A 13449-nucleotide genomic window follows, 5' to 3' on the forward strand; every position below is an offset into this window, starting at 1 on the left:
TTCAGGCATTGGACAAAAACGCACCCATTGGAATTTTTGATAGCGGCGTAGGGGGACTTACCGTTGCACAGGCAGTGAAAAATTTGCTTCCCGAAGAAGATATGATCTACTTCGGAGACAGTGCGCATTTGCCGTATGGCGATAAATCTGCAGCCACCATCCAGGCCTATTCTATCAAGATTACAGACATATTATTGCAACGTGGATGCAAGGTAATTCTGATTGCATGCAATTCAGCATCGGCTGCAGCCTTCGATTTGATCAAAGCTTATGTAGGCAGCAAGGCGCACGTGATTAATGTGATTGACCCCGTGATTGAACATTTGAAGGAAGGGGTGTCTAGAAAAAAAGTGGGTTTGATTGGCACGCTTCAGACGGTCAATTCAAAAGTCTTTGAGACTAAAATCAAAAATGAAAGTATAGATGTTGAGTTTAGTGCTTTGGCTACACCTTTGTTAGTACCTATGATCGAAGAAGGTTTTATACATAATTCGGTCAGCCAAGAGATTATTGCCAACTATCTCAGTGATCCGTCGTTAGCCCATATCGATGCGTTGATTTTAGGATGTACACATTATCCTATCATCAAAGAAGACATAAAAGAATTTTACAAAAGCAAGGTAGAATTAGTTGATTCTGCTAATATTGTAGCTCGAAGCTTAAAACAGCAATTAAAGGCCCTGAATTTACTAAGCGACAAGACAAATGGCAATGACCAATTTCTCGTATCAGACTATACCCCAGCTTTTGAAAAAGCAGCGCGCCTTTTCTTCAACAAGGAAATTCACCTTGAGAAGTACCCTCTCTGGGAGTAATTGTTGCTGTTGTTGTTGCTAATTTGATCCTAAATATAGGATCATTCTTTTCTGCCTACCAGGAAGGCGAAGTCACTGGAAATTCCTCTGAGAATTCTTAACTTACTTTTTTATTTAATCACTGATGATAGCATTTTTATTCTATCTCCCATTTCTGTTGGTATTTGTGCTTTTGGCGGTGTATGCCGAACGCAAGGTGTCTGCCTTTATGCAAGATCGACTAGGGCCGATGGTGGCGGGTAAATATGGTATTCTGCAAACATTCGCAGATGTATTGAAGATGCTTCAAAAAGAAGATATCATCACCAAATCTGCGGATAAAGTGCTATTCATATTAGCACCCTTGGTTATTTTCACAGCGATTTTCGCGGGTTTTGCTGTGTTGCCACTTACCTCAGACATTACTGGCTCGCAGGTAGAAACAGGGATTTATTTCTTAATGGCAGTCATTTCGTTGGATGTCATTGGCATCCTGATGGCTGGCTGGGGATCGAATAGCAAGTTTTCGCTTTTTGGATCTCTTAGAGCTGTCGCTCAAATTGTGTCTTATGAAATCCCATTGGGTCTTTCAATACTATGTGTGGTCATGGTTACACAAACCCTAAATCTGCAAGAGATGTCCATCCAGCAGGGATTGCTCAATACTGAAAATACTTATGGCGGATTCCTGGCTTGGAACGTTATGCGTTATCCCATGCTCTGGATTGTTTTCTTGATTTACTTCATCGCTTCATTGGCAGAATCGAATCGTACGCCTTTCGATTTACCGGAATCAGAATCTGAACTGATCGGCGGTTTTCATACTGAATATTCAGGTTTTAGATGGGCGATCATTATGCTAGGCGAATACGGTATGATGCTTCTGGTTTCACTGGTGGCCGTCATTCTGTTCTTTGGAAGTTGGAATACACCATTACCGAATATGGGCGCAGTGAAATTAGCAGATTGGACGTCTGGCACGCATGGCACCCTTTTAGGCGATGCTTTGGGGATATTCTGGTTAATCGGAAAAGCTATGGTCTTGGTATTTGTGCAAATGTGGGTGCGCTGGACTTACCCTCGTGTGAGAGTAGATCAGATGATGGCTTTGAGCTGGAAGTACCTGACACCGATCGGGCTGTTTATGGTATTTGTGTGTGGGATTTGGAAATTGTGGATAGGCTAACCGACTAAATGATTTGAAACAATATTTTAAAAATATCATCCAAACCACTGCATCTCTGGCTTATGGCCTGAAGATCACCATGCGCCATTTCTGGCAAGCAAGGACTTCGCGTACGCCCGTGGGAGTAGAGGACAAAACCTATTTCGAGCAAAAGGATGGGATTGTGACTTTGCAATATCCTTTTGAGCAGTTGCCTGTGCCTGACACCGGCCGGTACCAGCTGAACAATGAAATCGATGATTGTATTGTCTGTGACAAATGTGCCAAAGTTTGCCCGGTAAACTGTATCGATATAGAGCCGGTACGTGCCGTAGATGAAATCGGCAAAACCTCAGACGGTACGTCTAAAAGAATTTATGCGGCTAAGTTCGACATCGACATGTCGAAATGTTGCTTCTGTGGACTCTGCACGGTGGTTTGCCCTACGGAGTGTCTCACCATGACCAAGGATTACGACTTCAGTGTATTCGATCTGAAAGAGCACAACTTTGAGTTTGGTGAAATGAGTCCTGAATTGGTAGCTGAGAAAAAAGCTGAATTCGAAGCGCATCAGGCTGAAAAGGAAAAAGCAAAAGCAGCAGCGGCTGCAGCAAAAGCAGATACTGCGACTTCAGGTGAGACTAGCGAAAAGCCTAAAACTGGCGGGTTTAAACCAAAAGTGAAAATGGGTAAGCCGGCAGTGAAGAAGATAGAAGATGGAAGTCCGAAGTCGGAAGCAGCGGATGCCAAGCCAGCAAGGCCAGCTTTCAAGCCGAAAGTAAAACCTGCTGTGAAGAAGGCAGAAGACGGAAGTCAGAAGTCGGAAGCTGAGAATACTAAGCCTAACGCCCAAAGTTCAAAGCCAGTCTTTAAGCCGAAGGTGAAACCAGTGGTGAAGAAGCAGGAAGACTCAGGAGTGGACGTTTCAAAGTCGGAGGATAAACCAAAAGCTGCGAAACCTGTCTTCAAACCTAAGGTAAAGACGGTAGTGAAGAAGACAGAAGACGGAAGTCAGAAGTCGGAAGGTTCAAAGCCTAAAGCCCAAAGCCCAAGGCCAGTTTTTCGACCTAAGATCAAACCCAAGAAGAAAGATTAAATGGAGGGATTGAACGTCATCGCATTTTATATCCTGGCCGGATTCTCCGTGTTTTCTGCCTTAGGGATTCTTTTTGCCAAAAACGTGGTGCATGCGGTATTTATGCTGGTGCTGGTGTTTTTGGGCATTGCGGGAGTATTCATTATTTCTAATGCGGAGTTTGTGGGTGTGACCCAGATCATGATTTATATAGGCGGTGTCTTGATCTTGATGATGTTTGGTATTATGCTCTCGCATCGGATTGATGGCAATAGATTAGAAACTCAAAACCGCAATGTGGTGGTTGGGAGTTTGATTGGTTTGGGTCTGTTGGGCGTGCTGTTGTATCCCATCCAAGGTGGCTTTCCATTATACAATTTTGAGAAGGGCGCAGAAATCGGATTGAATGTAACCGAGCAGATCGGTGTACACCTGATGACCACCGAACTGATTGCGCTGGAAGTAACTGCTGTGCTGCTCCTGATGGCGCTGGTAGGGGCGGCCTATATCGCTGGCCACAACTTAAAAAAGAAACATGGTACCGATTGAGCATTATATCATATTTAGCGCCCTGCTATTGTCGATTGGGCTTGTGATCATCCTGATCAAAAGGAGTGTGATCATGATTCTCGCTGGTGTGGAGTTGATCCTCAATGCCGCCAATATCAACTTGATCGCTTTCTCGCAAAACGACCCGAATCTGACTGGTCAGATGATGACATTATTCGTGATTGTGGTAGCAGTGGCTGAATCGGCCGTGGCACTGGCGATCGTCTATCAGATATTCAGACATCAGGGCGTATCCGATGTCGACCAACTCAACGAACTCAAAGGGTGATGTTAAAGTACACTGACATACTACCATTGATGATTCTATTCTTACCACTTGTCGGTGGAATACTATCGTATTTAGTCCCAAATAAACGATCAGGTTTGATAGCGGTGATTACTGCGACTCTCATTTTAGTTTATTCGGTAAGTGCATTCTTTTATATACCATTTGAAACTGGTTTAGATTTGGATTGGATTACAGCAGGTAATCAAGTGTTCCAAGTAGGATTGTACTATGACCAAATATCGGGGATCATGTGTATCGTCGTGGCTATTGTAGCTTTATTGGTCTCTATATTCTCTTTGGAATACATGAAGCATGATGCGGCACAGCCCCGATATTTTGCCCTATTAGGTCTTTTTGCTTTTTCGATGTATGGCATTGTGTTGTCTTCGAACCTGCTACTCACTTTTATTTTCTGGGAATTAGTAGGATTTAGTTCTTATCTCTTAATCGGATTTTGGTTTGAAAAAGCAGCACCACCGATTTCGTCATTCAAAGCTTTTCTCATGAACAAAGTGGGTGATGTTGGATTCTTGCTTGGTATATTCATCCTGTTCGCTTATTTCAAAACATTAAATATTCAAGCACTCATTGGATTAGACCTATCACAATCGGGTATCCCTAGTTCACTATTGATCACGATGGGCATCGGGCTGTTTTTAGCAGCCGTTGGTAAGTCGGCGCAGTTTCCACTGCAGACTTGGCTACCAGATGCGATGACCGGCCCTACGCCTGTTTCGGCATTGATTCATGCAGCTACGATGGTTGCGGCTGGTGTGTATTTGATGGTGCGCATCTTTCCATTACTCGTGCCAGAGGTGCTTGCCATTATTGGCATCGTAGGGGGTATCACTGCCTTTATGGGTGCTTTTGCCGCATTCGCGCAAAATGACATCAAGAAGATATTGGCCTATTCTACTGTGTCGCAGTTGGGCTACATGATCATGGCGGTTGGGGCAGGGTTTCCGGTAGCGGCTTTCATGCATCTTACTACCCATGCCTTCTTCAAAGCCGGCTTGTTTTTATGTTCTGGTAGCATCATTCATTACTATCATGAAACTAATCAGGATCACGACTTTGATGCCCAAGACATCACCAATATGGGTGGCTTGCGAAAAGTGTTGCCAGTTACATTTACGGCATTTACGCTTTGTATGCTGGCTTTGGCTGGCCTGCCTTTGTTTTCTGGTTTCCTTTCTAAAGAAATGATTTTGAATGGATTGGCTTCGAGCCAATTGCCGTTTGTTGTGGTCTTTTTCGGCTTCGCATCGGTCTTTATGACGGCTGCCTATATGGCTCGTTTGTATTTCAAAGTATTCTTTAATAACGGTGAGCAAAAGGAAAAGTATTCGGAAGCTTTGGTCATAAAAGTGCCACTGATCGTTCTTTCGCTCTTGTCTTTGGGTTTTGTCTTTTCTGCCAATCCCATCAACCCAAACAGCAGCTGGCTACTTCCCATATTATCGAGTTTTAATGGCAGCGCCATTGCTCAGCATTTTAGTTTGATTCCAGTATTGTCGATCGCTTTGGCGTTGGCTGGTCTGGCATTTTCTTATTTCTATATAGAAAAGAAAATGTTCGAGGGCTTGGTTAATGGCATCAAGACAGTAGCCTATTCTTTATCGAATAAAAACTTTTATCTCGACGAAATATATAAAGTGGCGATCGTACGTGGCGCTTTGCTATTGGCGAAAGCCGCCTATTGGTGGGATCAGAAGGTGGTAGACCGAGTGGTCAATCTGATCGGGGAGACGCAAGTCGTAGTGGCCTATCTGACGGGCTGGTTTGACCGAACTGTGGTGGATGGCGGCGTGAAACTCCTGACCTGGACGGTCAATTTTGCGGGCAACCGCACCAGACAAATGCAAGGCGGAAACCTACAGGCATACTTGGCCTGGGCGGTCTTTGGTTTGCTGCTGATTTTTTACTTTTTTGAATTATTGATTGGATAAATATGGTAATGGATCATTTACTTTCTTGGTTGGTCTTTATTCCGCTCATCGCTGCAGTGGTGATGGTGATAATACCGCAATCACAAAGCCATTTCTACAAGTGGGTGGCGCTAGGTGCTTTGGCGCTAGTGACGGTACTTTCGGTCGTGCTGGTTTGTTCTTTCGATAAAGACGTATCGGGTTACGGTGCTGAGAGCATGCAATTCACGCAGCAGCTAGATTGGATCCAACTCAACATTGGTTCATTTGGTAGCCTGCTGATACAATATTATCTAGGCGTAGATGGATTGAGTTTGGCGTTGGTGCTTCTGTCGGCCATCGTGCTATTCATTGGCGTGATTTCCAGCTGGAATATCAAACAGAACGTGCAAGGTTACTTTTTGCTATATATGGTGCTCAGTACGAGTGTTATAGGCTGTTTTGTGGCGTTGGACTTCTTTCTCTTCTACCTGTTTTTCGAATTCATGCTTTTGCCGATGTATTTCTTGATCGGCATATGGGGAGGCAAACGAAGGGCTTATGCTTCCATCAAATTCTTCATTTATACACTCGTCGGGTCGTTGTTGATTCTGATGGTGATGATAGGGCTGAACCTTTCTGTGGTTCAAAACCCTGATTCTACGATCCATACGTTCGATATTATGAAAATGATGAATCCAGAGAATTTCATCTCTGGCTCACTGCTGTCTTTGGATTTCGACGGTCAGTTGTTTGGATTGACTTATAGAGCCTGGGCATTCATTCTTTTAATTATTGGTTTTGCCATCAAATTGCCTGCCGTGCCAGTGCACACCTGGTTACCCGATGCGCACGTGGAGGCACCTACGCCGATATCAGTGGTCTTAGCTGGTATCTTATTGAAAATTGGTGGATATGGATTTTATCGAATTGGCTATACGATCTTCCCTGATGGGGCGATGGAATATGGCTGGTGGATTGCACTCATAGGTGTAATAGCCATTGTATATGCGGCCTTTGTGGCGATGTCGCAAGCCGACCTCAAAAGATTAATCGCCTATTCATCTGTTTCTCACATGGGATTTGTGATGTTAGGTATGGCAGCATTGACAGTGGAGGGCAGTGCTGGAGCGTTGTTTCAGATGTTTAGCCATGGCATCATCTCCGCCTTACTGTTTTTGATGGCGGGTGTACTATATGATCGTACGGGTGATCGAATGATAGCTAACTACAGCGGTTTGGCTACTAAGATGCCTTGGTATAGTGTGGCCGTGATTATTTCATTCTTTGCTGCTTTGGGTCTACCAGGATTCTCAGGTTTTATTGCTGAGTTTTTAGTGTTGGTCGGCGCTTTCGATGGCGCTATCAATGGTTCTATCGTGGATGTTTTTATGCCGATTCTAGGTCTGCTTGGCTTGGTGCTAGGCGCTGCTTATTTCCTTTGGACGATCCAGCGCATGTTTTTTGGTAATTATTGGGTGAAAGAAGAAAGCTGGCAATTGCCGGATCTGAATGCGCGCGAATTGATAATGATCATCCCGCTGGTGATTTTGGCACTGCTCTTCGGGATATTCCCAGGACTACTACTCGACTTGGCCAACGAGTCGGTGATGGGATTTGTAGAATATGTAAACACGCAAGGGGAGTTGAACCTTGAGGTGATAAAAGCTGTCGTACGATGAGTCTGAGTTCACTGAACGATCAAATACAGGCCATTATTGGAGACTTTGGGGTGTTGCTCCCAGAGGCTACATTGATATTGGGCAGTTTTGCCTTGATCATTTTGCAATTGATATTAAAGGATAAAGGCGCCTCCGTCAAGACCGTCAGCAGTCTTTTCTTGCTGGGGTTGATCTCTTTGTCCGTATCCACATCCTCAAGTTATGGAACGTATTTTAATGGATTACTGTCCTTGTCTCCCATCACAGGATTGGCTAAGCCATTTTTTATACTAGTCACTGGTTTTGTTTTGCTTTTCCCGAAAGGAGAGGACCTGTTGAAAAGAGGTGAGTATCATTTTCTGTTGCTGATGATCCTGCTCGGATCTATGCTGGTGATCGAGGTAAACAATCTATTGCTCTTTTACCTAGCACTGGAATTGATTTCTATCACGTCTTATATTCTGATTACTTTCAATTTTGATAAAAAAGGATTTGAGGCAGGGATCAAATATTTGCTGTTTGGAGCCATGGCTAGTGGACTGATGCTGTATGGCCTGTCGTTGATTTATGGCCTTACAGGTACGCTACAAATTGATCAAATTGGCCTGTTTCTGGCTCAAGAGACTGACTTAGGCCATTGGCTGCCTTCGGCCTTGGTGCTGTTCTTTGTGGGGATTTGGTTTAAGTTGTCACTGGCACCGATGCACATTTGGTCGCCAGATGTGTATGAAGCTGGGCCTACTCCGGTGGCCGCCTATATCTCTATCTTGCCTAAGGCTGCCGTGCTGATTTTCTTCGGGCAATTCGTCATCAACACGGGTCTTGATTTGATTGATTTCGATTGGAAGCTCGTGTTTGCTGGATTGGCTTTAGCGAGTATGTTCATTGGCAATCTCTCCGCGCTAAGTCAGAGCAATGCCAAACGAATGATGGCTTATTCGTCTATCGCACACTCAGGCATGCTCATCATCGGAATTATCGTGGGCAATGCTTTTGGCATCCAATCCATGCTGTTTTATACCATCGTTTATGGTTTTATGAATCTGGGGGCTTTCTATGTGATTGACTTGTTTCAGAAGCAGGGGTTTGAAAAAATTGAGGACTTGTCTGGCCTTGGGCGTCAGGTGCCGTGGCTAGGCGTATGTACAGTAGTGATTATGATTGCGCTGGCAGGGCTGCCTCCAACGGGAGGGTTTACTGCGAAGCTATTGATGTTCACCTCGCTGTGGGAATATTACCAAACCGAAGGACAAAGCTATCTGGTTTGGTTATTTGGTTTTGGGTTGTTGAATACGGCCATTTCCTTATTTTATTATCTCAAAATCCCGTATTATCTATTTGTTCACTCGAGTGAAAACAAAAAAGAAATAAATTTTTCGATAAAAGATGGCACTATTGTGGCTATCATCGTGTTCCTAGTTTTATTATCATTCTTTAAAGCCGACCTATTGCTGAACGTATTAAATCAGTTTAACTTTGCACTTTAAGAAGTGATATGAGCGACCCTATTAAACACGAGTGCGGGATAGCGCACCTCCGTTTGAGAAAACCCCTTCAATACTACATTGACAAGTACAACACGCCCCTGTACGGCGCCAATAAGCTGCTGCTTCTGATGAAGAAGATGCAGAATAGGGGCCAGGATGGTGCTGGTATTGCCAATATTAAGCTAGGTCTTGAGCCGGGCTATAGATACATTAGTCGCTATCGTTCGATCGATGCGAATTCTCTTCAGAAGATCTTCGACAAAGTGGCCAAGAAGTTTAATAAGGCACTGAAAGAGGGAGGAAAGGAAAAATTCCTCGATGAAGAGTGGCTGAAAAAGAATTACGGGTTTACCGGAGAAGTATGGCTTGGGCACTTGCGCTATGGTACACACGGTAAAAATAGTATCGAAAGCTGCCATCCGTTTCTTCGCCAAAACAACTGGCGATCAAGAAACCTAGTGGTAGCGGGTAACTTCAACATGACCAATGTGGATGAGCTATTTGACATCCTCATTTCGCTTGGTCAGAATCCAAAAGAAAAAACAGATACTGTGACTGTAATGGAAAAAATCGGTCACTTTCTAGATGAAGAAAATCAAGAGATATTCGATAAGCACAAGTTCAAGCTTTCAAATAAGGATATCACAAAAAAGATAGAAGAGGAGCTGTCGATGATTAACATCCTCAAGAAGTCTTGTAAGGATTTTGATGGAGGATACACCATGGCCGGAATGGTAGGACACGGTGCTTCATTTGTGGCCAGAGATCCAGCAGGCATTCGTCCAGCCTATTATTACGCAGATGAGGAGGTGGTGATTGTGGCATCAGAGAAGCCTGCAATCAAGACAGCTACCAACTGCGCCTATGAGGATATTAAAGAAATTACGCCTGGGCACGCTTTGATTATCAATCAAGATGGTTCTTTTTCAGAAGAGCAATTCATTGATATGTTGCCGAAAAAATCGTGTAGTTTCGAAAGAATTTATTTCTCAAGAAGTTCTGATCCAGACATTTACAGAGAAAGAAAAAAATTGGGTGAATTGCTTGTGCCAAAAGTCTTGAAATCAGTCAATTTTGATTTAAAGAATACCATTTTCTCCTACATTCCGAATTCGGCAGAGACTGCATTTTTAGGGTTGATGAGTGGACTGGATCAGTATTTAGTGGCCAAACGTAAAGAAATCATCCTAGATGGGAAACCTCATAATGGAGACATAGAGGAAGTGCTTTCTTTCCGCCCGAGAGTGGAAAAATTGGTAATCAAAGATGCCAAACTCCGTACATTTATTGCAGATGATTCTTCAAGAGATGAACTGGTGGCCAATGTATATGATACCACTTATGAGGTAGTGAACAAAGGTGTAGATAATCTCGTGATCATTGATGATTCTATTGTTCGAGGAACTACGCTTGAGAAAAGTATTTTAACACTACTCGATAGACTCGATCCTAAGAAAATAGTTATTGTATCTTCTGCACCTCAGATTCGATTCCCTGATTGTTATGGGATAGACATGAGTAGGATGAAGGACTTTGTGGCTTTCCGTGCGGTGCTGGAACTGTTAGAAGAAAACGACAAGTCTTATATGCTCGATGAGGTTCTGGCCAAATGCGAGGAGTCTGTAGGTAATCCTGATGCACCAAATCATGTGCAAGAGTTGTATGAGCCATTCACAGCAGATCAAGTGTCTGCAAAAATCACGGATATTGTTCGTCCTAAGGGCATGAAGGCTGAGTTGGAAGTCATATTCCAATCAGTCGACAATCTGCACAAAGCTTGTCCAGATCATAAAGGAGACTGGTACTTTACTGGAAACTTCCCGACCGTAGGTGGCAATCGCGTGGTAAACAAAGCGTTTGTCAACTTTATGAAAGGGGTGACGGTTAGAGCGTATTAAGATTTGCAGCGCTAAGAATTTGAAAGGCCACATTTGTGGCCTTTTTCGTTTACGAAAGTTTGTCGAATGAGACGATGAAAGTGGTGCCTTCGCCCAGTTGAGATTCCCAACTTAGATTTGCTTTGAGCAGATTCACATATTTGTGCACTATCGTTAGGCCAATGCCACTAGAGTCTTCTCCTGCTGTGGGCTTGGCTGTGAGTGTCTGAAACTTCTTGAACATGTTGTTTTGATCATCTTGAGACAAACCTGGGCCTTCGTCGCGTAGCTTGATGATGACTTGTTTTTCATTAATCTGAGAATCCAAATAAATCTTCTTCTCCAAAGGCGTAAACTTGATCGCATTGGAAAGGAGATTGTCGAATACGTGAAAGACATAAGCATCAACACCAGAGATATGGATGTTGGGGGATATATTGGATTCAATAGAAATTTGCTTATCTGCCGCAGCTTGAGAAAAGTTGGTAACAATTTCAGTGAGCACCTTGCTCAAGTCAATTTTTTTAAATTCTTCAGTTTGCTGCGATTCGATACGTTCTACATCCAGGATACGTGTCACCATATCACTCAATCTTTTGGATTCAGTGGTAATGTGATCTAGCATTTTTGCTTCATCTATCGTGAGTTTGGCGTCTTTCAATAATTTAGAAATACTATTGATATTATTGATCGGTGCTCTGAGATCATGGGATAAGATATGTATGTAGCTGTTTTTCTCGTTATTCAATTGCGTAAGCTCCTCGTTGCGTTCACTTAATAAATTATTTTTCTGCTCAATCATTTTTTGATGAGACATTAGCAGCTTATTCGCATTGGACTTGATCTTGCTTCTGTTGAATAGAAAAAAGGCAGTTAAAAATGTAAATAGAACAGCCACGATCAGCAGGTTTTTTATTTGTTCTTGTTGTGCAGCTTCTTTTTTTCGTCTTTCTATTTCGTCGTCCATAAACATCTTTTCCTGCATCAGGAGTACCATTTCTTCATCTTGGTGATTGGAAAGGTTATTGATGAATTGATTGAATTCGGGGCCGAAGTGTCTTTGTATGCTATGTTTTTTTATTTTGGCAAATTCAGGACTTTTGAGAAATTCATTGAAAGGTATATCCCAATCTGAATCTCTATTAAACACAACACCTAGCCCATGACCTTTGATCGCATAGGCGTTGAGTCGTTTGATAGGCAAATCTTGGTTCAGAGCCAGTAAGTATCTAGTGAGATCGCTATAGCCAAATGTTTTTGGAGACCTTATCAGTTCTTGAATCACCTGTGTGCTTTGTTCGATGTAGCGAATATCGAAATGAGCACCTTGATCGCGTATTTTCTTCAGGTTTTGATCATAGGTGGTCCCTAGTACTGAGATGGCTGTATAGTCGTTGTAGGGAGACATGAATTCATTTTCGTGAAGTACAGAGGGATTGGATCTATGAGTAATTAATACCTGAAAATCTGGAAAGTATGGTTCTGAGAACTTTACATTTCGTTCGCGATCAGCTGTCCAGGAAATGATGTCAAGACCGATATCTCCGGCGTGCTCTTTAGTTTGTATTTGGACAAATATTTCAGCCAGCGTATTCCATTCTATCCAGTTATATTGGATGTGCACGCCATATTGATTGGCGAGATACGCTTGGAACCCTGCCATCATTTCGTACTCAAACCCTTCCAGTTTGCCATTGTTGGACATTAGAAAGGGCTCGTTTAGCTTATACTGAATGGCCACAATGCCGGCTTTTTGTTTTTGAGCCTGCATCCATGTGAGATTGCTCGCTACGCTGGAATAATTGACGCATATCGCCCATAGTAGCACGATTATACCTAGAGTGTTAAATTTTTTGTTGACTAATTTTCTCAAAGCTTGCCCTGACACTTGTCTCATTAGTCCTAATTTACTGAAATTAACACCTAAATTTTGTTGATGCTATCCATTAAAAGGGCTTGTTGCTCTCTGCCTACGGGAAGCTCCACATTTTGAATGGAAATAACTTCGCTATTGATAGCGGTGAGGTGTTTGAGATTGACCAAGTGGGATTTGTGACAACGAAAGAACCTTTTATCATTCAGCTTACTCTCCAGTTCCTTCAAGGTCGATCGCATAACAAACTTCTTGTCATCAGTGTAAAGTGTACAGTAGTTGGCGTCTGAGCTAGCGTACAAGATGTCGTCGTAAGCAACTTTTACTGCTGTATTCTTTTGTCTAATGAAAAGACTTTCGTTGATAGTGAAGTCCTGATTGTCTTGGTTGTTATTTTGTTCCTTAGAGAAGTTGCTCAATGCCATTTCTACAGCAACAAATACATCTTCATCTTCAAATGGTTTGACTAAGAATCCATTGGGTTTAGACTTCTTGGCCCGGTCAAGAGTGGCTCGGTCGGTGTGTGATGATATAAATACAAAAGGAATTTCGTACTCATTTCGTATGGTGTTGGCCAGATCAATTCCGTCTTTTGATCCATCGATTTGGATATCCAGGAGCACAATGTCTGGTTGCTTGGTCGAGAGTTTATTGATGGCCAGATCATAACTTTTGGCGATACCAATTACATGGTAGTTGTTGGACTCAAGGATATCTTGTAAATCATTGGCGATGATCAATTCATCTTCAACTATGAGTACACTAATCATGT

11 protein-coding genes are annotated in these 13449 nt (G+C 42.9%); 9 read left to right on the forward strand and 2 right to left on the reverse strand.

The genetic code is table 11. The features are described from left to right. Nucleotides 1–8: 8 nt before the first annotated feature. The 9 genes from murI to R8N23_RS05735 all read left to right on the forward strand — a co-directional run bounded on the left by murI (nt 9) and on the right by R8N23_RS05735 (nt 10825). On the forward strand, nt 9–815 hold the full coding sequence (gene murI / locus R8N23_RS05695; RefSeq protein WP_318170603.1) for a glutamate racemase: 807 nt from the start codon (nt 9–11) through the stop codon (nt 813–815). A 124-nt stretch (nt 816–939) separates the two neighbouring features. After that, nucleotides 940–1980, forward strand: coding sequence for an NADH-quinone oxidoreductase subunit NuoH (gene nuoH / locus R8N23_RS05700; RefSeq protein WP_318170604.1), 1041 nt, complete (start codon nt 940–942; stop codon nt 1978–1980). Nucleotides 1981–1993: 13 nt separating this feature from the next. Then, on the forward strand, nt 1994–3055 hold the full coding sequence (locus R8N23_RS05705) for a 4Fe-4S binding protein (protein WP_318170605.1): 1062 nt from the start codon (nt 1994–1996) through the stop codon (nt 3053–3055). Next, on the forward strand, nt 3056–3583 hold the full coding sequence (locus tag R8N23_RS05710) for an NADH-quinone oxidoreductase subunit J (protein ID WP_318170606.1): 528 nt from the start codon (nt 3056–3058) through the stop codon (nt 3581–3583). Further along, nucleotides 3570–3872: an NADH-quinone oxidoreductase subunit NuoK gene (nuoK, locus tag R8N23_RS05715; RefSeq protein WP_318170607.1), complete on the forward strand. Its 303-nt coding sequence runs from the start codon at nt 3570–3572 to the stop codon at nt 3870–3872. Before R8N23_RS05710 ends, nuoK begins: the two co-directional genes overlap by 14 nt. Continuing rightward, nucleotides 3872–5821 (forward strand): NADH-quinone oxidoreductase subunit L, encoded by a 1950-nt coding sequence (locus R8N23_RS05720; RefSeq protein ID WP_318170608.1) that lies wholly within the window; start codon nt 3872–3874, stop codon nt 5819–5821. The genes nuoK and R8N23_RS05720 overlap by 1 nt, the downstream gene beginning before the upstream one ends. 8 nt (nt 5822–5829) lie before the next feature. After that, nucleotides 5830–7461, forward strand: coding sequence for an NADH-quinone oxidoreductase subunit M (locus R8N23_RS05725; RefSeq protein WP_318170609.1), 1632 nt, complete (start codon nt 5830–5832; stop codon nt 7459–7461). Beyond that, the gene (locus R8N23_RS05730; protein ID WP_318170610.1) at nt 7458–8927 is read left to right on the forward strand and encodes an NADH-quinone oxidoreductase subunit N; all 1470 of its coding nucleotides are present in this window, start codon (nt 7458–7460) and stop codon (nt 8925–8927) included. The genes R8N23_RS05725 and R8N23_RS05730 overlap by 4 nt, the downstream gene beginning before the upstream one ends. A gap of 8 nt (nt 8928–8935) precedes the next feature. Next, nucleotides 8936–10825, forward strand: a complete 1890-nt coding sequence (locus R8N23_RS05735) for an amidophosphoribosyltransferase (protein ID WP_318170611.1) — start codon at nt 8936–8938, stop codon at nt 10823–10825. Nucleotides 10826–10874: 49 nt separating this feature from the next. Here the strand turns inward: R8N23_RS05735 and R8N23_RS05740 are convergent, their stop codons facing one another. Beyond that, nucleotides 10875–12701, reverse strand: coding sequence for an ATP-binding protein (locus R8N23_RS05740; protein WP_318170612.1), 1827 nt, complete (start codon nt 12699–12701; stop codon nt 10875–10877). Between the two features lie 26 nt (nt 12702–12727). Further along, nucleotides 12728–13447 (reverse strand): LytR/AlgR family response regulator transcription factor, encoded by a 720-nt coding sequence (locus R8N23_RS05745; protein ID WP_318170613.1) that lies wholly within the window; start codon nt 13445–13447, stop codon nt 12728–12730. Nucleotides 13448–13449 lie beyond the last annotated feature (2 nt).

This window comes from Reichenbachiella sp. (assembly GCF_033344935.1).
Classification (GTDB): domain Bacteria; phylum Bacteroidota; class Bacteroidia; order Cytophagales; family Cyclobacteriaceae; genus Reichenbachiella.

Excerpts from the sequence above, each read along its gene's own strand:
- R8N23_RS05740 (WP_318170612.1), bottom strand. The coding sequence starts at position 12,701 with ATGAGACAAGTGTCAGGGCAAGCTTTGAGAAAATTAGTCAACAAAAAA.
- R8N23_RS05725 (WP_318170609.1), top strand. The coding sequence starts at position 5,830 with ATGGATCATTTACTTTCTTGGTTGGTCTTTATTCCGCTCATCGCTGCA.
- R8N23_RS05745 (WP_318170613.1), bottom strand. The coding sequence starts at position 13,447 with ATGATTAGTGTACTCATAGTTGAAGATGAATTGATCATCGCCAATGAT.
- R8N23_RS05720 (WP_318170608.1), top strand. The coding sequence starts at position 3,872 with ATGTTAAAGTACACTGACATACTACCATTGATGATTCTATTCTTACCA.
- R8N23_RS05730 (WP_318170610.1), top strand. The coding sequence starts at position 7,458 with ATGAGTCTGAGTTCACTGAACGATCAAATACAGGCCATTATTGGAGAC.
- nuoK (WP_318170607.1), top strand. The coding sequence starts at position 3,570 with ATGGTACCGATTGAGCATTATATCATATTTAGCGCCCTGCTATTGTCG.
- R8N23_RS05710 (WP_318170606.1), top strand. The coding sequence starts at position 3,056 with ATGGAGGGATTGAACGTCATCGCATTTTATATCCTGGCCGGATTCTCC.
- R8N23_RS05735 (WP_318170611.1), top strand. The coding sequence starts at position 8,936 with ATGAGCGACCCTATTAAACACGAGTGCGGGATAGCGCACCTCCGTTTG.
- nuoH (WP_318170604.1), top strand. The coding sequence starts at position 940 with ATGATAGCATTTTTATTCTATCTCCCATTTCTGTTGGTATTTGTGCTT.